This is a genomic window from Veillonella sp. R32 (assembly GCF_010093125.1).
Lineage (GTDB): Bacteria > Bacillota > Negativicutes > Veillonellales > Veillonellaceae > Veillonella_A.
The window spans coordinates 61,090-81,689 of sequence record NZ_NMZQ01000021.1 but is presented as its reverse complement, the minus strand read 5'-3'; the positions used below and the strand labels follow the sequence as shown (position 1 = coordinate 81,689).

At 36.0% G+C, this 20,600-nt stretch carries 17 protein-coding genes, 1 tRNA gene and 1 CRISPR repeat array; of the genes, 8 read left to right on the top strand and 10 right to left on the bottom strand.

The window, feature by feature from the left end; translation table 11 throughout:
- Positions 1 to 6 precede the first annotated feature (6 nt).
- Positions 7 to 1,488, bottom strand: a complete 1,482-nt coding sequence (locus VER_RS05200) for a Sau3AI family type II restriction endonuclease (protein WP_202922132.1) — start codon at positions 1,486 to 1,488, stop codon at positions 7 to 9.
- A gap of 68 nt (positions 1,489 to 1,556) precedes the next feature.
- Entirely contained in the window at positions 1,557 to 1,736 is a 180-nt protein-coding gene (locus tag VER_RS05195) for a hypothetical protein (RefSeq protein WP_162099815.1), read from the bottom strand.
- Between the two features lie 46 nt (positions 1,737 to 1,782).
- On the opposite strand from VER_RS05195, the gene VER_RS05190 reads away from it, so the two are divergent.
- Both VER_RS05190 and VER_RS05185 read left to right on the top strand, forming a co-directional pair.
- Positions 1,783 to 2,205 (top strand): LexA family protein, encoded by a 423-nt coding sequence (locus tag VER_RS05190; RefSeq protein WP_370456470.1) that lies wholly within the window; start codon positions 1,783 to 1,785, stop codon positions 2,203 to 2,205.
- Positions 2,206 to 2,322: 117 nt separating this feature from the next.
- Positions 2,323 to 3,072 carry a type II toxin-antitoxin system PemK/MazF family toxin gene (locus tag VER_RS05185; RefSeq protein ID WP_162099813.1) on the top strand — a complete coding sequence of 250 codons (750 nt, stop codon included), beginning with the start codon at positions 2,323 to 2,325 and terminating at the stop codon, positions 3,070 to 3,072.
- 1,862 nt (positions 3,073 to 4,934) lie between these two features.
- On the opposite strand, the gene VER_RS05180 is transcribed toward VER_RS05185, so the two are convergent.
- From VER_RS05180 to VER_RS05165, 4 genes are all read right to left on the bottom strand, one after another.
- Entirely contained in the window at positions 4,935 to 5,489 is a 555-nt protein-coding gene (locus VER_RS05180) for a hypothetical protein (RefSeq protein ID WP_162099812.1), read from the bottom strand.
- Between the two features lie 202 nt (positions 5,490 to 5,691).
- Positions 5,692 to 5,922 carry a transposase family protein gene (locus VER_RS05175; protein ID WP_162099811.1) on the bottom strand — a complete coding sequence of 77 codons (231 nt, stop codon included), beginning with the start codon at positions 5,920 to 5,922 and terminating at the stop codon, positions 5,692 to 5,694.
- Positions 5,916 to 6,116, bottom strand: coding sequence for a hypothetical protein (locus VER_RS05170; protein WP_162099810.1), 201 nt, complete (start codon positions 6,114 to 6,116; stop codon positions 5,916 to 5,918). The genes VER_RS05175 and VER_RS05170 overlap by 7 nt, the downstream gene beginning before the upstream one ends.
- A 13-nt stretch (positions 6,117 to 6,129) precedes the next feature.
- Positions 6,130 to 6,333 (bottom strand): hypothetical protein, encoded by a 204-nt coding sequence (locus VER_RS05165; protein ID WP_162099809.1) that lies wholly within the window; start codon positions 6,331 to 6,333, stop codon positions 6,130 to 6,132.
- A 249-nt stretch (positions 6,334 to 6,582) separates the two neighbouring features.
- On the opposite strand from VER_RS05165, the gene VER_RS05160 reads away from it, so the two are divergent.
- Both VER_RS05160 and VER_RS05155 read left to right on the top strand, forming a co-directional pair.
- Complete coding sequence (locus VER_RS05160) at positions 6,583 to 7,185, top strand: helix-turn-helix transcriptional regulator (protein WP_162099808.1); 603 nt, start codon at positions 6,583 to 6,585, stop codon at positions 7,183 to 7,185.
- Between the two features lie 13 nt (positions 7,186 to 7,198).
- Positions 7,199 to 8,461, top strand: coding sequence for a site-specific integrase (locus VER_RS05155; RefSeq protein WP_162099807.1), 1,263 nt, complete (start codon positions 7,199 to 7,201; stop codon positions 8,459 to 8,461).
- A gap of 260 nt (positions 8,462 to 8,721) precedes the next feature.
- Here VER_RS05155 and VER_RS05150 read toward each other — a convergent pair.
- A tRNA-Ser gene (locus VER_RS05150) sits at positions 8,722 to 8,810 on the bottom strand.
- A gap of 275 nt (positions 8,811 to 9,085) precedes the next feature.
- Between VER_RS05150 and VER_RS05145 the strand changes: the two genes are divergently transcribed.
- Complete coding sequence (locus tag VER_RS05145) at positions 9,086 to 9,367, top strand: helix-turn-helix domain-containing protein (protein WP_238390144.1); 282 nt, start codon at positions 9,086 to 9,088, stop codon at positions 9,365 to 9,367.
- Between the two features lie 158 nt (positions 9,368 to 9,525).
- Here VER_RS05145 and VER_RS05140 read toward each other — a convergent pair whose 3' ends face one another.
- Positions 9,526 to 12,198 (bottom strand): YadA-like family protein, encoded by a 2,673-nt coding sequence (locus VER_RS05140; protein WP_162099806.1) that lies wholly within the window; start codon positions 12,196 to 12,198, stop codon positions 9,526 to 9,528.
- 358 nt (positions 12,199 to 12,556) lie between these two features.
- Between VER_RS05140 and VER_RS05135 the strand changes: the two genes are divergently transcribed.
- The 3 genes from VER_RS05135 to VER_RS05125 all read left to right on the top strand — a co-directional run bounded on the left by VER_RS05135 (position 12,557) and on the right by VER_RS05125 (position 17,764).
- Positions 12,557 to 13,903: a hypothetical protein gene (locus tag VER_RS05135; protein WP_162099805.1), complete on the top strand. Its 1,347-nt coding sequence runs from the start codon at positions 12,557 to 12,559 to the stop codon at positions 13,901 to 13,903.
- Between the two features lie 111 nt (positions 13,904 to 14,014).
- Positions 14,015 to 15,856 (top strand): ABC transporter ATP-binding protein, encoded by a 1,842-nt coding sequence (locus VER_RS05130; protein ID WP_162099804.1) that lies wholly within the window; start codon positions 14,015 to 14,017, stop codon positions 15,854 to 15,856.
- A 111-nt stretch (positions 15,857 to 15,967) separates the two neighbouring features.
- Complete coding sequence (locus VER_RS05125) at positions 15,968 to 17,764, top strand: ABC transporter ATP-binding protein (RefSeq protein WP_238390143.1); 1,797 nt, start codon at positions 15,968 to 15,970, stop codon at positions 17,762 to 17,764.
- Positions 17,765 to 18,300: 536 nt separating this feature from the next.
- Positions 18,301 to 18,737: direct repeats of the CRISPR family, unit length 23 nt; unit sequence ACTTCAATCCACGCTCCCCGAAA.
- A 255-nt stretch (positions 18,738 to 18,992) separates the two neighbouring features.
- On the opposite strand, the gene VER_RS05120 is transcribed toward VER_RS05125, so the two are convergent.
- A complete protein-coding gene (locus VER_RS05120; RefSeq protein WP_162099803.1) occupies positions 18,993 to 19,361 on the bottom strand; it encodes a hypothetical protein in 369 nt (122 codons plus the stop codon).
- Between the two features lie 274 nt (positions 19,362 to 19,635).
- Positions 19,636 to 20,451, bottom strand: coding sequence for a sulfite exporter TauE/SafE family protein (locus tag VER_RS05115; protein ID WP_162099802.1), 816 nt, complete (start codon positions 20,449 to 20,451; stop codon positions 19,636 to 19,638).
- Positions 20,452 to 20,600 lie beyond the last annotated feature (149 nt).

Sequence of the window (20,600 nt, the reverse complement as noted above, 5' to 3'; positions counted from 1 at the left end):
AATTTATTATATATCTTCAATAATCTTTGCAATATAATTATTATTCAACCAGAAACATTGGCAAGTCATCTTATCTCCATTTGGCAAGTCATCCATATCCCTATCATTTCCCATACCATAACGTTTACCGTTAATTACATAAGCACTCTTTTGTGCATGTGGTCGTAAATGAAATATTGTATGTTCTGATTTACTAGGTAAATCGTTTTTAATAATTTCTTTACCTGATTTATCTTTAGTTATAGTAAAATTAACTCCAGTTAAAAACTTTTTCTTATATGATTCCCATTCAACTCTACCAATTTCTTCTAATTCCATAATTGGCATATTCCAAAATTTAGCACCTTTTAGAATATATTCACCAGTGTTTGTCTCTTTAAAGACAACAAACAAGAACTTGGTTTCTTGGAAAAAATTATATTCGGCAGACTCCTCAAAGTCTTGCCTAACAAACTCTTTAATCTTTATTTTTGGAAACGACATACTTTCTTTTGGCTTACCATTCTTCTGAACTCTAATCGTTTTAATCTTAATATCTGCTTTTGCAAATTCTTCCGCTTGATCAGTCTGAACCCCAAGCATTCGATTAACTAATAATGTATTAATATGTTTTGGCCGATTACCTTGCGTATTTGTAAAACCGAACATGGAATATAATGCTTCTTCAGTGTTACCTACATACTTTTCAATCCGTTCAATAACTTGAGTTTCTAAATCTGCCTTCTGTAAATCAGCCGGTGTAAAAATAGCATCAAAACTCATTTTACGTTTTTTAACATACTGATTTAATACATATGTCATATACGACTGTTTCAAAGAAAATGCACGCCGTTTTGCTGGAATACTATCATTATAATACTGTGGTTGCAAACTACGTTCAGCCGTTGCCCCTTTTGTACAAGCTCCCAAATACTGTGTGTCGCCCTCAGACAGTTCATGCGCTTTGCCAGCTATAATCTTCTCTGTAATTCGTTTATAATCATTACGAATAATCTCTAAATCATTCTTACAAATTTCACTATATAGATTATATAAATTAACATACTGAATTCGTTGTTTAGTCCGCGCTTCGCCACGAATCCTTTCATACCAAACCATTAAAATATGACTAATCTTTTGTTTTAAGTGAGAAGTTTCAAAATCATTCGATATAGGTTCATTATTCGGAATCATAGTAATAACCAAACGTTCGCCCGCTTTATATTGGTTATTTTTATTTATCTCATAAGGTGTAACCTTTAATTCTACGCCGGCTTCAACAAAATCAGCGTCTGAAATACTATTGGGTGAATAAAAATAATAGTGCTCTTCTAATAAATTACCAAGACCACCTTTACTACGCGGATTATTATAATATTTTACTTTTTCCTCCAATTCTTCACCACTAAAGATTTTTTGGAGTACATTCTGAAAAGTAATTCCTTCTAATTCTTCTGAATATCTCAAAATGTCTGCTGGATTTGTTTTATCATAAGGTAACTTAGTCACTGTTATCACCATACTTCTCGCAAAAATTGAACGTATGGCTTATTATAACATAAAGTCACCAGTTTTAATTATTCCTTTACTACAAGGTTTTCATTTAATAAGGAAATATTATCACCCCTCATATATCGAGTATATAATAACGCCAATTCTTCCTCATCATTAACGCCTAACTCAATACTGAATAATGCTTTGCAAAAGGCCTCATAATCAGAATCCATTATAGTTAATATTTCAGATTTATATTTCATAACATGTCCCTCCTTATCTAAAAGTCTACAATATCTATAATAAAAGATCAAGCCTTATATTTTTTATAATCTTTCGAATCTTTTTCCTATCTTAGGCTATATTATGGCTGGTACCCCTATTAGTGCTATTGAAGATGTACTAGGCTATGAAGAAATATCACTCGAATTAGCCTCCACTGGTTCCTTCTTTTGCTTAAAAGTAAAGGAATCTAGTATGGAGCCTCGTCTTTTCGAAGATGATATTATTATCGTTAAACAGCAACCTGATGTTGAAAGCGGTGAAATTGCTGTTGTACTTGTAAATGGCGATGAAGCAACCATCAAACAAATAAAAAAAGCCGATAATGGCATTACCCTTATCGGTTACAATGTAGCGGTTTATCCCCCTACCTTTTACAGTAACGAAGATATTATTAATTTACCTGTTACTATTATTGGTAAAGTTATAGAGTTAAGACGATACTTTTAATAGAGCAAATTAATCTTCTATGGCTTATCTAAAAGTTACAACATACCGAAATATTCGAAGTTTATTATTAACTATCTTCGTTCCAATAATTATTATATCTTAAGGAGATGCTAATCATTGAAATTTAAAAGTATATTACAGAAATACATAAAATATATTTCTATACTTGAAAATCGTAATACTAAAAATTTTACCCGTTTTATTAATTGGCTTAAACAATATATTCATCTAAAAACATCCGAACATAGTTTTAAGCCATATTATTTGCCCAAATATCAGGAAGGACAAATAATATTTGTAGACTTTGGTTGCGGTATTGAGCACGAGTTCAGTTATCCGCATTATGCAATAATATTAAACTGTCATGATAAAAAAAATAATTCATTACTTACTATAGTTCCACTTACATCAAAAAAAGAATGCCATAAAAAACTGAAGCCTTTTGAACATGAATTGATATGGCCTATTCCAAATTTACTAGGGCAAAAAGCCCTTAATAATTTTGATTTATTTAAACCTGAATATACAGAGCTCCGTGAAGATATTTTACGCCTTGCCCAACAAAAATTATCTAATACTGATTTTAATAGAAAATATAAAGAATTGGTGCAACAAGGCGTACAAGCTATTTCCGATAACAATAAAGATATTATGGAGCTTCGCAATAAAATGAAAGAAGGTAGTATTGTAGAATGTGAACAAATACGAACAATTAGTAAAGCTCGTATTATTAGCCCTAAAAAAGCTTCAGACCCTTTATATAATATATGTGTATCCGAACAAGACTTAGCTGCTATTCGCATTAAACTAATGCGCTCCTTTATCTTTAAAAATATTGACAATAATTTACCAAAGAGTGTACAATAATTATACAGATTGGGCTTAGTCCCAAAAAATATTTTCATCTTTACCTTTATGGTAAAAAAACAACGCTCTCTAATGATTTAGAGGGCGTTTTAATTTTTATAATATAGAAACTATATATGAAAGAGCCAATAAATATAACACTTTAAAAAAACTCTTAATAACCAACAATTTAAACAAATATCAAAATTATCAGAAACATCCAAATAAAACATTAAGAAAAGATTCTCTACACACTATAGGAGCTCTTTTCTCATAGGGGCAGCCATAGGGGCAAAATAGGGGCAAAATAGGGGCAAATGGTTGCAACATCAGTTAACTTCCCCTATCTATTTTCCTATATGTTATTATCTTTATTCCCCCTTGCCTCATAAAATCTCTAAAATAAACACCTAAAATAAACACCTAAAATTAAATCTAAAAAAATGAAGCGACTTTTCAAAAATCTGAAAAGTCGCTTATTTACTATGGCGGAGAGGGTGGGTTTTGTAGTTTAAAGCCTATAAATAAAAGGTTTTAATAAGACTTCTTCATTTTGTTAACAAAATGTTAACATGATTTAGACAAGATTTCCAACTTATTTGATAACCATTATTACTTCCGATAACAAAGTATTATCGGAACTAATCCTTTACCTTGCGAAAGTCAAGAATGTAGTAATAATGCGGGTTAATCGTGGGTAGTGTATTATTGATGTTACAAATGAAGTCTTTATACATGATTTTCTGTATATTGTGCAGTTTTTATACATTATTTTTAAATAAGTATACACAATTATTTTCATTTAAGAGAATTTACTTGATACATAACATCTCCACTTTTAAACTGGTGGTTTATGATGTAGAATCAGACATTTAATATCATGAATCGCACGAATCAGAAAATAGCCCTTTTTAGGGTGAAAAATAACGTCGTATTTTCGCCTGTACGGTCACTAAAATATGCGGTAGGTATAATTACCCTAGAGAAAAAATAAAAACGCTTACAGGTCAAATTCTCACTATTCTCAATTAGAGCGATACCCTCAAAACATGCAGTATTAAGCCATTCTCAATCATTCTCAAAATGCGTTATTTTTAGGGGTAGCCCCCCCATTTTTAACTGTTTGTAGAATCAAGAGAAATAGACGTTATTCAATGATAGTATTAAGTCTTATATCGTTGTTGTATTATTGTATCTTAATTATATACTAACTATTGTATTATTACTATAGGTTAGAATCAAGGGTGATATTGTTTAATACTACACCAGTTACAGAATCTTGAAGCGGTACATAAAATAGTGGCACACGGTCTTATAATCTTGAATCAGTGGTGACCGATAGGGGGGAGTGTAGGGCTTCGTATTTAGACCCCCGAGGGGTGGGGCTTATATATGGAGAATCTATAATCACGCATAAAAGATACTCCTAAAAATATATAGTTATTACTTGATTATTACCTTATTTCTATCTTTTTTAAATCAGTAAGGATTATACAACGATTGATATATAACCAGTATGTTATAAGGTAGTAAATAGGGTATGATTTATAGTATGTGAATTATAGTGCGATTTTAACACTTTAGTTAATTAAAGTCTTGCGAGTATATTATTAATTAATTACTCTATAATACTTTTTCTAAAACACTGAATCGCAAGAGAAAGTGTTTTTTATTTTGTTTAAAAACACGAATCGTAGAGAAGTGTTTCAATAAAAGAAAAACCGTCCCTCAAATCTTTGATTTGAAAGGACGGGACAACTTCGTTGTCGCTATTTAGTTATTTCTTTAATTATTCTATATCTCAATTTTTGAGGTTACATCATTTTTTCAATATTGATTTTACGGGCTTTTTGAAGGTGGGTATCCTCAATTTTTGAGGTTGCCTAAAACGGTATAATTTCTTCTTGATTCGTAGTTGATTTCTCTATAGCATGTTTTCCCCACAATAAAGATTTTAAATCATCTTCTATTTCGGGTAGCAACCATTTATCAAAATCAAGTAATTCTATCGGTTTTTGTTTGCCGTTTTTTGTTGAAAATTCATGTAGTTTAATTATATTATATCCTACAAGTTCATCTATATATTTTTTAAATGTATTCTCGCTAAAATCAGTGGCTTTTATCAAATTAGATAGATTTAATAATATCATACATGAATTATAGATTCTCTTTGATAAAATAACACCGAGAACAGTTTTTGCACCACTGCTTATATGAGGGTTTAATAGTATTTCAATCGGTATAGCTGTAAAATTGCCTCTCGTGGTTAAGTCAACATCTTTCATTGGCATTGTTTTGGCGGTAAGGTGGCAATTATCCCATGTAACATAATTACCGTTTTTATCTTTTCCTTGGAACGTTACTTTACATAACTTATCAGTGTTGATTGCACCGAATATATTTTTGCTTTGAATATCTTCTCTCGGTATAATTCCCATATAACCTCATTTCCTTATAACAAAAAGAGGGAGAGGGTAGGATTCTATTCTTGATTGTCAGTTTTATTATTTAAATACCAATTCTCTCTAATAGTATCCGACTTGTGAAAGCCCCCTTTATTTTTCCCTCGATTTATGTTATAATATAAGTACAGTAAAAATAATAAATCTTTGATTTTTAGCCGTTTAGTAATTGCAGTTACTAGGCGGTTTTTTCATTTCTGTAGTAGCCTTTGTCTAATTCACTTATAAATTTAGCGAACATGTCTACATTAACTAACACTAGCTTGTGACTCAATCTTGTTACAGCTTCCTTGTATTTTGGTATCTTAACCATTCTTTCTACATATCGTTGTACCGTACTTCTACTAATATTGAACAAGTCTGTTAATTCTCCCTTTTGTTTATAATTCCCTTTACTTAAATCTACCATAAGTTATAGCCCCCTGTTACCACATGCGAAAATAAAAACTCTCCTTGAATCTCAAAAACATTTATTACTAGACCTTCGTTCTTTTCATCATTTATAAGGTTGAAACAAAAGTCGTCCCTCTCTTGAATCGTATTAAATACCTCATTCGTTACATGGTCTTTATCTCTCCCGAAACTTACCATGTATTGTTTCATGATTAGCCCCCTTTTAACGTAAAACTACATTAGGCGTTGAATTAAATTCGTGTAAATATGCTATTGTTGGTGAATTGACATATAATACTGATAAATCATCATAAAAATCTCTAGCTTCTGATTCAGTATCAAAGACTTCTGAATCAGAACATATTTCATTGTCTTTTGTCCATTCCCACATTAAAAGCCATTTTGTTTTATTTGATTCTGTTTGCATAATAAACCCCTTTCTTACGCTTTATAGCGTATAAACAAAATACATGTTATTTCTGCTTGTTGTAGTTTTTATACATCTCTCCTTTCAATGTTACAAAATATTATAAAATTCTATGTTATGCATATTATACCATATTTGTGATAAAATGTCAATAGTATTATAATGTAATCTATGATTACACTTAAAAGTAGAATTGTTGTATACAATGTCATTATATATGTTATAATGAAGTAATAGGAGGTGTAATATATGATAATATGCAAATTGAAAGATATTTTAGAAGAAAGAGACATTAAAAAGTCAGTATTTGCAAAAGAAGCGGGTCTTACAAGACCGTTTACAGAAAATTTATTAACAAATAGCTTTAAAGATTTGAATGTAGATAGTTTGAATCGTGCAATATCTTATTTGAATCTTGATGGTTTAAATGATTTATTTATTTACATTCCTTTAGAGGTTGAAAATCTTAAACTTGTAAGGCGAAGAGGTAAAGAGTTCGATAATGCTTATTATTTAACGTTTGATATAACAGATTTAAACTCTAACACGAGTAGTCAATTCAAAATCGAATTTGATTTTAAAAAGGCCTGGTCTCAAACTATCCCTTTTTCAATAGTAGAAGTTTCTAGTATGGAAAATAATAGTAAATGGAGTGAAATTATAGAAGTATATGGAGAAGAATTAAAGCAATATATATTAGGGAAATTACAAAGTTATATAGAAATGAAATTAAAAACTAAAATATTCTTGATGTTAACAGAAGAACTAAAAAAAGAGTTAATAGAAGAAGTACGAAAACAACGGGCTACTTACAGTATTGACAAAAAAACAAAAGTTCAAGATAATGAATAACTGGTAAATAGCTATGGATAAACAAGACATAAAGCTATACTTTCCTAACATATTTGTTGCACGAATAAACGAAGGTAAAAAAGGGGTATCTTATCAATTTGGAAGAAAATTTAAAGACCCTTTAACAGGCAGGTATAAAACAGCAGTAGCAACTGTTTACGGTGTAACAAAAACAGACCAAGCGAAGGCTTTAGGAGAGATAGAAGAAAAGATAAAAGAAGCATTAGACCCCTTAAATTACTACAAAGGGGTAACTTTTGAAGCGGTTGCTAATGAATGGGCGAAAGATTCAGAAGCTACTGTTAAACCCTCCACTAACTTAAATCGTAAAGATGATATTAAAAGACTTATAAAGTATCTACCTAAAGGAATACTGTTACATCAAATAACCGCTGATATATTACACGAAGTAAATATCAAACTGATAGAAAAGCCTTATAAAAACAATACTATCAGACCAACATTACAACGAGTAAAAGCTATATATACTTATGCTAAAAGGAAGAAATATATTCGTGATATTGATGATATACTAGAGTATCAAATACAGAAAGCTAAATTATCCGCTTCAGATGTACAGGCAACTAAAGACCTATATCTTGAACATGAAGAACTAACAGAAGTCTTACAACAACTATTGTTACTACCTAAAGCAGAACCTAACAAACGGTATTCTATGATTTGTGAATTTATGGCTTTAAGTGGGCTTAGAATCGGTGAAGCATTAGCCTTAAAAGAATCAAATTATAATCATGTGACTTTGAATGGTGAAAGAATTTCACAAATATTTATAGAAGAAACACTCGATAGCAAGACAAGAAAAACAGATACACCAAAAACACAAAGTAGCATTAGAAGCGTTGACATTTCACCTCGATGTGTTGAGATTTTAGACCTATTAATTAAAGAGAATCACGCTTTAAAATCAATTCACGGTGAAAACTTCAACAAAAATAACTTTATTTTCACAAACTCCAAAGGAAACCTTATGGAGAATCAAGACATAAATAAGAAAATTAAAAAAACCCCCTTTTATAAGAAAAAGAAAGTTACTTGTCATACGTTTAGACATACTCATATAACACTACTTGCAGAAATGAAAGTACCTCTTATAGCCGTTTTAGAAAGAGTAGGTCACAAAGATTCAAGGGTTACTACAAAGATTTACATGCATGTAACTAATAAGATGAGAGGCGAAGCAAGAAAAGCGTTAGAAGATTATAGACCACTCGGAAATGTTAACAAAAATAACGCAAAAAATGTTAACATGGTTTAAGAATCCTAAAAAAAGCCTTTGAACCATTATGAATACTGGGTTCTCATTTACAAAACTTGATTTATTTTTCAAGATTAGAGGGTATTAAAACCCCTAAAAATGTTAACAAATTGTTAACAAAGTGGTGTTTATTATTGCACAAAACAGCCTTAAACGAGAATAACACACGAACATAAAAAGACCCCTATACTCTAGTCAATAACTAGCTTTATAGGGGTTTTGACTTTTATTGAATATTATCAAGTAAAAGCCGTATTAGATGGCGGAGAGAGTGGGATTCGAACCCACGGCCCCTTGCGGAGTCACTGGTTTTCAAGACCAGCTCCTTAAACCACTCGGACACCTCTCCATATTAATTTATTACCCTACTATATTACCTTGTTTTCACCAACAAATCAAGCCCCCATGCGCTAAAATACAAAAGAAAACTATTTAGTCGTAAATACGCCATATTTAGGTGCCTTCCTACTAATCGTTTTATGACATAATTTATATATACAAATAACAAGTAATAACTAAGTAACAAATAGCAAGTAACCAACAAGTAACAAGTAATAATTAAAATAACAAATAATAAAGAGCAAATAAGAAACAAGTAATAACTAACAACGCGAGGTGACCTAGGTGGATACAGACATAGATACAAAAAAGCGAGCCGTAATTAAGCAAATTGGCGCGCGCATTGCCTACTATCGAACCTTGCGAGGTTTAACACAAGACGAACTCGCTAAAAGAGCGTCCATCAGTCCCGGAGCACTGGGGCGTATTGAACGAGGCAAATACAACGACAATGTATCCATTGCGATGCTAGTTCATATTGCTACAGGATTGCAAATTGAAATAAGTATGCTGTTAAACCTCAACGAAAAAGATCAACAAATATGTTTAGAATCTATACAAGACTAAAAAAACGTAGCACTCCTTTACGAATGCTACGTTTTTCTTTTAATCAATTATCTCTACACCTTAACGGATACATCTTAACTGATACGTCTTAACGGATACATCTTAACTAGATACATCATCACTGATATAGGTAAAATATAAAATCAAATAACCATAACTTATTTTTTAATCTCTGCTAGCTGACGCATGATATCTTGTACCTGCGTGCGTAAGGCTTCATTTTCTTGCGCCTGTAATTCTACTTTTTCACGCAACTCTGAAATAGTAGAGCTTTGAGCATTTAACTGTTCTGATTGCTCAGCCACCACATTAGCAAGCGCAGCTTTTGAATAACCAGTGTAAGGGCTACTACTACCAAGCTTCAAACTTACCCCAGCATTGATCATATTTTCCCCGCCACCAAGGCTAGTGCCAATAGAGAACATCATATCCGTCGATGGACGGTAAAAAGCGCCTATCGCCACGGCATTAGCAGACCGATAATGACCATAACCAGCCGCAATGTCCCATTTAGCATCTGGGTCAAAATCCTGTGGATGTAACGCTGCTAAAGCAGCTGCGCCAGCACCAACACGTTCAATTCGGTTATCTAAGCGATTAACTTGATTGCCCAAATTAGCTACACTACTGTTCATATCTGTAATTTGGCTATTAATCGATTGAATGCTGTCTGTATTAGTTTTCACCTGACCATCTAAAGCTACTAAGTTTTGCCCAGCTGTATTACTCTGTTTTACATAATTGCCATCTTTTGAAACTCGTGTTTCATTATAGATAACGCCACCTGTTACAAGCCCTGTATTGCCAGATTCCACTTTGCCATCGGCCTTTACATTAACCTTGTATTTAATGCTACCATCGGTCAACTTAGTTTCACCAAGGACTACATGATCACCAGCTTCGAGCGTATTACGAGTATCCTTTGCTGAAATAACACCATCTGTAATAGAAATATTATCCCCAGGAGTATATGTAGTCCCAGAACCACCTTCAAAGCTACCACCAGTACTTGAAATAATATATTTCAAATGTCCATCATTAACATCATAATCTGGTTTAATACTAATATTAGCACCGCCTGTTAACTCTATACGAGCGGATTTTAACTGCGCTACGTTAACAGCATCCGTATCATTTTTACCAGCTGCTAAGTTAGTAATTTGACGTGTTTTAACATTTGCTACATCCGAACTATCCCCTACGGAAATGGCCGCTAAATTAGAGTTCCAAGTCGTATCTGCTCCAGTTTTAAAATTATTTTCATTCTTTCCTACGTTGTAGCCGCCTGTATTATTAACTCCTACAGAACCTACTGATTCACTACCTAATGCTACCCCACCATTTTGTGAAACGTCTGTATTGTAGCCAAGCATTACGGCGTTAGAAATATTTTCAGTGTGAGGTGTTTCTGCAGTGCGCTCAGTAACTGTATATGTGAAACCTTTCCCAAGATCTAACTTTCTTTCTACATCATTTTCAACAAATTTACTAGAACCAATAATAATGTTATGTTTGCCACCATCAAGACTATGATAATCTCCTAACACAACATTATCTTCACTATTTTTGATGGTATTACTAGAACCTATAATTGTACTATTATTAATTTTCTCCCCTGTATTTAAAAACCCACTTATTGTATTATCAGTACTATAAATGTCAGTGTCTCCAGTCAGAACATTACCATCGCCCAAAATTCGAGAACGCTGAGCAAAATCAGTCATATTGCCACTGCCTAAAACAGACATATTACCACCGCTTACTCTTGCATAATCTCTCATGAGCTTTATTGCCTGCTCATATGTTACAGGCATTGGAATAGCCAATGGATCACCTGTAAATTTATTAGAATACACATCTAATACAGTAAAAATACCCTCATTCATATCATTTTTTATTCCACCGTCCATATCCTCATTAGTAATTGCTTTATAACCTTCGGCATGACTAACTGAATTTCCAGAGCCATATATTAACGCCAAATTAACAGCTTTCGCATTATTAAAGGCGCCAATTATATGAGTCCCATTTCCATCTATGGGTTGACCTTCAGGACCACGAGGATTATCTGGATCATGTTTTGGCGTATCATCACTCAAATAAACATGATTATGAACGCCATATATAGATCCAAATCGCCCCGCATCTCTTTCAAATGTGGCCCCATTTCCAACTACCGTTTGATCAATCCCACCAGCTGTTGCCCGATGACCTATAGCTACACTTCTGCCATTATTATTTACTGTTCCATACCCAATTACAACATTATAACCGGCTGCATTCACTTCACCTTGCTCACGTTGTTCAGCACTTAAGGCCCCAATAATAACAGCTTCCGAAGTGCCTGAAATCTCTTGATTGTCACCTATAACTACACCAGAAACAACACCCATACCAGTATTATTATTCCCAATAATAGTCGCTGATGCGTCACGTTCTCCCCATGTAGCATGTCCTTGAATAGTATTTCCTTTACCTACAATAATATCAGAGACATTATTCGCTCTAACTTCTCCGTTAGTATCAGCAATATCCCTATCAATAATTGAATTATCATCCCCAAATATCAATTCCCTATCACTATTCGTTACCGTATTTCTATCCCCAACAATCTTAACCTCTTCACTGCCTTCATTAACTGTATTTTCTGTACCGACAACACGTGCAGATTTATCAGCTTCTACGGTATTTTTACTACCGTCTTGTGTACCATCTACTACAATATTATCAGCAGCCCAAACACTACCATAGCCCCCTAACAAAGTTCCCAATACAGCAGCTCCCAATGTAGCTTTCACAATCTTGCTTTGTCGTTTGTGTTTCCAATCCATATGTAACGCTCCTTCCAAAACATGTTGTTCCTACTAACCTACTAATGCACAAAACATCAACTTAATTCTTCACTGATGTTTCATTAATTAATTTTATCGTAACACAAACATCCCCCCCGACAAGACAAATAATAGCAATGTCTATTCTTTCCAGTCACTTTAAACTTCATCTTTTCTTCGTTTTTTATGATAGCTTTTTACGATATAATAAATAAAAGGAAGTACATGTCGCTATGTACCAAGCATTTTAGATTCATAATTTTCTCATTCAAAATTCAAATTATTAAAATTTGCGATATAATAAATTTGACTAAACCTTTTTATTTTTCTCCCCCATTTCACTAACAAAGGAGTTCCTATGAAACACACATTGCTCAAACGAATCATAACTGCTACTCTCATTGCTAGCACCTTCGCCATATATATGGCCCCACCGGCCCAAGCCGCTGACCCTGTCAGTGCCTATATAGCAAGCAAAGTATTGCCTGACATGCCCACGATTAATCCTATTAAAGCAGCGGGCAAACTGTTAGGCCTTGTCAGTGATTCCGATGATGCTATCAAAAAAGGTAAAAAGATAGATAAAAATTACAAGTTCAAAGCTACTAAAATTGTCAATGGCACACAAACCTTTAAAAAGAGCCTTGCTAATACTAAAGACAATGAAAATGTAATTCTCGCGCAAAAAACAGGTCACGCCAAATTAAAAGGGGCTACGCTTTCCAAAACAGGGAATGCCGATAATGAAGGCATTGCGCTTTGGCGGGGTCAAAATGCAGCTCTCTTAGTAGCACCTTATAGCAAAGCAACCGTAACTAATAGCACCTTGCGTACCAATGGCCAAGGAGCTGCCGCTTTAGTAGGCAGTGGTAAAGGCGTTGAAATACAAGCCACCGGTATCACCTTGCGGACTGATGGACGCGTTTCACCAGGCTTATCTTTAGCTTATGGTGCAACAGCCACCATAAAACAAAGTGCCATTACCACACATGGTGATCTTAGTCCTGCCTTATTGACAGGGAGCAAGACCAAAAGCGAGTTCACAGGTAACACAATCAGCCTTACCACTACAGGTGTAAACAGCCCGCTCGTTTCAGCTACAGGCCTTATGAAATTGACTGAAGTTTTAGGTGAAGCTACTAATAGCGCGCTCGGTTCTTTAGAAGGCTCTGCTAATGTAAATCTTACCAATGCCACCCTAAGCGGTGCAGGTGGTTTCAACTTATACTTCAGCGACCTTAATACCGCCGATAACGGTACTACCCAGCTAACGCTTCAAAATAGCAAACTGACTAACACGGGGCGAACACCATTTTTCACAGTATCTAACACAAAGGGCCAAATTAAGTTACAACAAGTAGATTTACAAGCCCCCCATAGCGATACCATATTAGACGCTAAAGCCGAGCAATGGGGACGCAATGGTAAAAACGGCGGTCAAGCTAAACTCTTAGGGACCAAGCAAACCCTTAACGGCCATATTAAAGCAGACAGCGCTAGCACTGTTGAGGTTAAATTAAATCAAGGTTCTACCTTAACAGGTGCCATCAATCCAAATCACACCGCTAAAAAGGCCAGTCTTACCCTCAGCCAAGATTCAATTTGGAATGTCACAGCCGATTCATATCTGACTGAACTAAACAATGAAGATAGTACGAATAGTAACATTCACACTAATGGCTATACCGTTCAAATTGTAAAATAGACATATATAAACAGGCTAAGCTCACCCTTTTCAACGTGCCTCATGTAGGCGTATACCGGCAAATATGCTACAATAGGTATAGCAACAATATATTGAAAAGGAACGATATACATGAAATTCATCACGACTTATTTAAGCCCAGTAAAATGGGCTTTTTTGAGCGCCTGTATACTGTCACTGGTTCACGTAGTCAGTGCGCTCATTGTCCCTACCCTAACAGCGGACATTATCAACCAAGGGGTTCTCTTAGGTGATTTAGACACGATTCACGAACTCAGCCTTTCTATGTTAGGGGCTGCTTTTATTACCGTAATAGCAGCTATTAGCGCGGTCTATATGAGTTCTCACATTGCCGCGCAAGTGAGCTTACGCTTACGCCAACAACTAGTACAAGCATTACAAGACTTTTCCCTAGCCGACTTTTCAAAATACGGCACCGGCACCTTACTCATGCGTGCCACCCGAGATGTCGAAAAGATTCAATCTGTCCTAGCGGAAGGAATTAATCTGATTCTCCCTATGCCACTGATGATTCTCGTCGGCCTAGGGCTCACATTTTACAAAAGTTTTGAAATGGGCCTCGTCATCCTTTCACTCATGATGATTATGGTGGTCTTAATGGCGATTTTACAGAAAAAGGCCTTGCCGATTGTAAAATCTGTACAACAGCAACTCGATTATATTATTGACCTAGTCCGCGATCATATGATTGGCATGGCCGTAATTCGCGCCTTCAACCGCAGTGACGATGAGCAAGCTCGTGAAACGTCTGCCTTTTCTCAAATTGCTCGGTCTGCCACCCGTTTATCACGCACCTACGCTATTGGTCTCCCTAGTATTTTAATTATTTTCAACATGAGCACGGTAGTTATTTTATGGCTTGGCGGTTACCAAATTAGTGCTGGTGAACTACAAATTGGTGACATTATGGCTATTATTGAATATGCCACCCTCATTTTACTTAACCTAGTTATGGCTGTATTTGTCTTACTCGATGTACCAGAAGCGATGATTTGCTACCAACGCATTCAAGAACTTTTGAACCATCCCATTACGGTTATTACCAACAATCCTATTACGGCTATTACTAACAATCCAATTACAGCTATTACCAACAATCCGATTGAGACTATTACCAACAACGCTAAATCAACTACAACGCATTTAACAGAAGATCCTATATCTGAAGTTGCGACTAACAAGGTACCAGTACTCGAGTTTCGAAATGTTACCTTTCGCTATGACAATGCAGAAGAACCGGCCTTGCAAAACATTTCCTTTACACTCCAGGCTGGTGAAACGCTCGCTATTATGGGTGATATTGGGTCCGGTAAAAGCACCATTGCCAAACTGATCTTAGGGTTATATCCCATTGAATCGGGCGATATTCTATTTCAAGGTCAATCTATCTTTAAACAGCCCTTAACTACTATTCGCCGTCAAATTGGCTATGTACCACAAAAAGCCTATTTATTCACTGGGTCCATTGCGTTAAACTTGCAATATGGCCTAGGTGGCCAATCCCTCTCCCAAGCAACCATGGAAGCTGCTTGTCAATTAGCAGGCGCTCATGAATTTATTAGTCGCTTTAACGACGGCTATGAGCATCAACTCGCCCAAGGTGGCACCAACTTATCAGGTGGTCAACGACAACGGTTAGCCATGGCTCGAGCCTTAATCCGAAAACCACAACTGCTCATCTTCGACGACAGTTTTTCAGCTCTCGACGGAATTACTGAGCAACAAGTGCGCAAAGCCGTAGCTAATGAAATAGCTACGCATCCAGAACGGGCCTTTATTTCTATTGAACAAAAAGTAAGCGCTGCTCGCAAAGCCCACAAAGTACTCATCATTAATCAAGGACAGGCTGTTGGCTTTGGCACGCATGATGAATTGATAGTCAACTGTCCTATTTATCAACAAATCGTAGCCTCTCAGGAGGTGTCCGCATGAAGTTATTTCAACGTTTTATATACGAATCTAAAGCCCAATGGGGCTGGCTACTTACCATTTTCTTGGCCTTGATTCTAGCCGCATCCTTTTGAAATCATTGCCCCTCGTTTATTGGGCCAAATTGTCGATGCCATAGTACAGGGTTTACGGAATCAACAAAACATCGCCCACGTCTTAGATAGCACTAGCGATACGGTGGTCATCCTCATCATTCTCTACACCTGTCACGCCATTTTTACCTATGCCAGCGAATATATTATTTCTGGCGTTTCTCAAAATATGGTGCTCGACTTACGCAAGCGTGTAAGTCAACATCTTTATCGCCTGCCTATGTCCTATTTTAATGCTCATAATCGAGGCGATTTCTTAAGCCGCATCACCAGTGATTTAGATGCGATTGGTGAAACGCTGCGCGAAGGGATTCCAGGGCTCATTTCTTCTTTTATTGGCATTGTGGGAGCCGTAGCCATGATGATTTGGATTAGCCCACTTTTAGCTAGCATTATCTTAGGCGTCATCGCCTTAGGCGTGATTGGTTTACTCATTACCTCTAAAAAAGCGCGTACTATTTATCTACGTAATCAAGAGGCCTTAGGGGCTGTCAACGGTGGCATTGAAGAACTTATTTCAGGTAAACAAATCGTTCAAGCCTTTAACTTGGAGGCGGTAACCTCCAATCACTTGAACAGCTTAAATACAAATCTTTTCAAGCATGAACGTAAAGCTGGTTTCATGGGCCAAATCATTATGCCATTAGTTAACTTCATTAATCAAATCGGTTATGTCCTGGTAGCTATCCAAGGTGGACTGCTAGTATTGCGTGGTCAAATTTCGCTAGGAGATATTCAAGCTTTTTTCCTATACGTCACCCAAGTGTCTGATCCAATTTCTAGGAGCTCCTATATTTTAACAAAACTGCAAGAAACACAAGCCGCTCTGGGCCGAATTTATGAAATTCTCGATCAAGCCCCAGAAGAAGATGCCGGTACCACTGAAATAAGTATATCCGATGAAATAAGTGCCTCCGAAAAAATAAATACATCCGATGATGTAAAGACATTCGAGGAAATAAGTGCATCCAATGAAATGAATGCGTCCGATGAAGTAAGTGTCTCCTATAAAATAAGTGGATCTGACACGTCGCTGACCTCTCCTCTAGGCGCTAATGCCAAAGGCACTATTGAATTTCATAACGTTGACTTCGGATATACGCCTAACAAGCTATTGATGAAGTCCGTAAATTTCACGATTCCTGGCGGTCATGTAGTAGCTATTGTAGGTCCTACGGGAGCGGGTAAAACGACTATTGTTAACTTGCTTATGCGCTTCTACGAAATTAATGGTGGAGCCATTACCATTGATGGCGTGGATATACGTGATGTCAGTCGTAAAACGCTCCACCAATTAGTCGGAATGGTTCTACAAGACACCTGGATTTTTACAGGTACCATCGCCGATAATATTGCCTATGGCAAACCAAATGCTACACGTGACGAAATCATGGCTGTTGCTAAACTAGCTATGGCTGATCATTTCATTCGTACCTTGCCACAAGGATATGATACCGTGTTAAAAAATGGCGCCGATGACTTATCACAAGGACAACGGCAATTATTAACTATTGCTCGTGCCTTTTTAGCAAATCCTCGTATTCTCATACTCGACGAAGCTACGGCTAACGTAGATACACGTACCGAAGTAGAAGTACAAAAAGCCATGCAACAATTGTTACATGGCCGTACGGGCATTGTTATCGCCCATCGTTTATCTACTATACGAGATGCTGATTTATTGCTCGTCGTTAACCAAGGCCAAATTGTAGAACAAGGTACACACCAAGAACTACTGGCTAAGGGTGGCTACTACACAACATTATATGAAAACTATGCGAAAGGTATGAGTGTGTAGCCTTAATAGGGGTAATCCTAATACATATAAATCTAATATATAATTCTCTATAAAAAATATCCTCTTGCCTATCAGATTGCAGAAAGCTACTACGACTGATAGCTTGAGGATATTTTTATATTTCTATTTGTATTTATTTCTATTTGTATTTTTAATTTTCAACTTGAATTAATCTATATTTCTATTTCACTCTATTAACTTTTCTTAGTTTCTTCTTTGTTGTTTCTTTGCCATCTTTAAGCTGTTTCCTTGCTATTTCTTTGCCGCTTCTTTGCTGTTTCTTCGACTTTTTTCTTTACCATTTTTCTCGAGCGCTTGCTTATCCCTAGCATAAAAAAAACTAAAAAGAAAAATATAATAGCAAGTTTAGCATATAAACACCTGCCTTATCGTGAAACAAAGACCCCTCACCTCATTAAATGATAAAAGTACGACTCATGTCTTGGCCCACTGTAAGTTAGCAACCTCTACTTCAGTTCAGGCTTCACGAAAGAGAAGCAAAATTGCTTATTAGTGCTATCAGGGGATATTTTAAAACTTCAATCCACGCTCCCTGGAAAGTGAAAGACAACTAAGAACGATATTGCAAAACTAATGACCAATACTTCAATCCACGCTCCCCGGAAAGAGGAGCGACTCTATCACATAATGGCATTATGTACAAAGCCGGTACTTCAATCCATGCTCCCCGAAAGAGGAGCGACTTCTACTGCTCTTGGTGTATTCTACACGCCAAATACTTCAATCCACGCTCCCCGAAAGAGGAGCGACATTTATCTGGAGATGATATAAAACAAGTTATCAACTTCAATCCACGCTCCCCGAAAAGGGAGCGACAACAATTATTTGAAAATGGTAAAAATCAAGCTGCGACTTCAATCCACGCTCCCCGAAAAGGGAGCGACATCAGCCGGCTCAACCATAATGGTTGAGGGGTTTAACTTCAATCCACGCTCCCCGAAAAGGGAGCGACAGCTACATATAGTAGACAACCTCTACTATACCCAGCAAACTAAGCTTTTTCATAAGCTCAGACTATTAACTCCATCAATATATATAAATATGATAGATTAATTTTACTACTTTCTGGTGCGAAACCTGCCTCAATTCACAACATGCTACATTTTCGCACAAGCACATTACAAACTAGGAATATTTATCTACAATATCTAGTAGGCTCAGGATATTTTCCTAAAATAAACACTAGTCAGCCCATTCATTATTACCCCTAAAACCAACTAAAGAAACCATTTACATCTTCTGAGTCTTTCTGTTTTTGATTGGATGAATTACTACTTTCAGCGCTATTTCCCGTATCAATAATGACATTTTTATCTTGCCAAGATTTTACCGCTTCATTAATATTTACATCCCGTAGCTCGTTAGCCTCAGTCGGCGTCATAATAATCTTTTTCATAGGGATAACAATAGGCTTTGAAGGTTCCACATCTTCAGAATACGAATACCCATCTTCAGGATCCCATTGATTAATCGTCGCACTTCCATCAGGATGGCGAATGACTTCTGTCTGCAGTTCAGCCAAAGCTGTTGATGAAACCAATGTTAACAACGCCAAGCTTACCAATATCTTATTCATGGGACATCCTCCAATCTACGCACCTATATATCAATCTTACCACATATAACACTACTTTTCATACTCATATGATTATTAATTATAATAGCATACTTAAATAGCCTCTATATGAACTTCGCCAAACATCTTCACAACTTATCTTCACAACTTAACAAGGCCATTTGTTACTCCGCCAAAGAGTTTGCCACTTTAGTTGTTCGTTTTTCACTAACAAAAATATCCTCAAAGTCAGCCCTTGAACTATGTTCACTAACTGCCCCGAGGATATCTCTTTTTACCATAACTTTCCTGAAGACCAAATCAATTGTAACGCTAATAAACCTACTCCTACTGAAAAGACCATCAAGATACTAGTTGCTTTCAATCGTTTAGCAAGCGCCGCCCCTAATTGAGCCCCTATGACAGCCCCAATACCACAAGCAATAGCGATATTCCACTGAATATGACCTAAGTAAAAATGTGTAGCTACCCCACTAATCGTGGATAAGAATAAAATAAACTGGCTTGTAGCCGTTGCTACATGAGTGGGAAATCCTAGCAAATATACAAGTGCCGCTACATGAATCAAGCCACCACCAATGCCAAATACACTAGAAATAAAACCGACCACTACACTAATCAAACAGCCAATCGTTTTGCTATAGGTTAATTCATGAAGTTGCAAGGATTCTTCTTTACGTTGTCCCTTGGTAAAATTCTTATACCCGATAAAAGTAGACATGCAAAGCAAAAATAACCCAAACCAGAATTTCAACATAGCTATATCAAAACTCTCAGAAGCTACTGCCCCCAAATACGACCCAGGAATAGTAGCTAATGTAAACCATATAGCCGCACTATATAAAATCTTCTTTTGTTTAATAAACGCCGTTGAAGCAGACATGGCATTAAACATTACAATAGTAAGCGAGGTGCCTACCACCATAGCGGGTGACCAATCGGTAAACGTGTACAAAAAAACAGGCACGAATACAAGGCCTCCACCAGCACCGATTAAAGTACCAAAAGCCCCGACGCCGATACCAAGCACAATAAATTGTAATAACATCCCCAACGACATACCTAAAATTACACCGCTTGCACCATCCATATAAGTCCGCTCCTACATTGCTATACATACTGTATTAATGATTATTGTTACACATACTACATTAATGATTGTAGTTAAACTTAGTTTAACTTAGTATATCGTAAAATAAACAGAAACGCCATGATTTCCTAGTCATAGTTAAATAATTA

Coding starts and splice junctions, on each gene's coding strand:
- VER_RS05175 (WP_162099811.1), bottom strand. CDS start 5,922: ATGGTAGATTTAAGTAAAGGGAATTATAAACAAAAGGGAGAATTAACA.
- VER_RS05160 (WP_162099808.1), top strand. CDS start 6,583: ATGATAATATGCAAATTGAAAGATATTTTAGAAGAAAGAGACATTAAA.
- VER_RS05140 (WP_162099806.1), bottom strand. CDS start 12,198: ATGGATTGGAAACACAAACGACAAAGCAAGATTGTGAAAGCTACATTG.
- VER_RS05165 (WP_162099809.1), bottom strand. CDS start 6,333: ATGCAAACAGAATCAAATAAAACAAAATGGCTTTTAATGTGGGAATGG.
- VER_RS05180 (WP_162099812.1), bottom strand. CDS start 5,489: ATGGGAATTATACCGAGAGAAGATATTCAAAGCAAAAATATATTCGGT.
- VER_RS05155 (WP_162099807.1), top strand. CDS start 7,199: ATGGATAAACAAGACATAAAGCTATACTTTCCTAACATATTTGTTGCA.
- VER_RS05130 (WP_162099804.1), top strand. CDS start 14,015: ATGAAATTCATCACGACTTATTTAAGCCCAGTAAAATGGGCTTTTTTG.
- VER_RS05120 (WP_162099803.1), bottom strand. CDS start 19,361: ATGAATAAGATATTGGTAAGCTTGGCGTTGTTAACATTGGTTTCATCA.
- VER_RS05170 (WP_162099810.1), bottom strand. CDS start 6,116: ATGAAACAATACATGGTAAGTTTCGGGAGAGATAAAGACCATGTAACG.
- VER_RS05115 (WP_162099802.1), bottom strand. CDS start 20,451: ATGGATGGTGCAAGCGGTGTAATTTTAGGTATGTCGTTGGGGATGTTA.
- VER_RS05195 (WP_162099815.1), bottom strand. CDS start 1,736: ATGAAATATAAATCTGAAATATTAACTATAATGGATTCTGATTATGAG.
- VER_RS05135 (WP_162099805.1), top strand. CDS start 12,557: ATGAAACACACATTGCTCAAACGAATCATAACTGCTACTCTCATTGCT.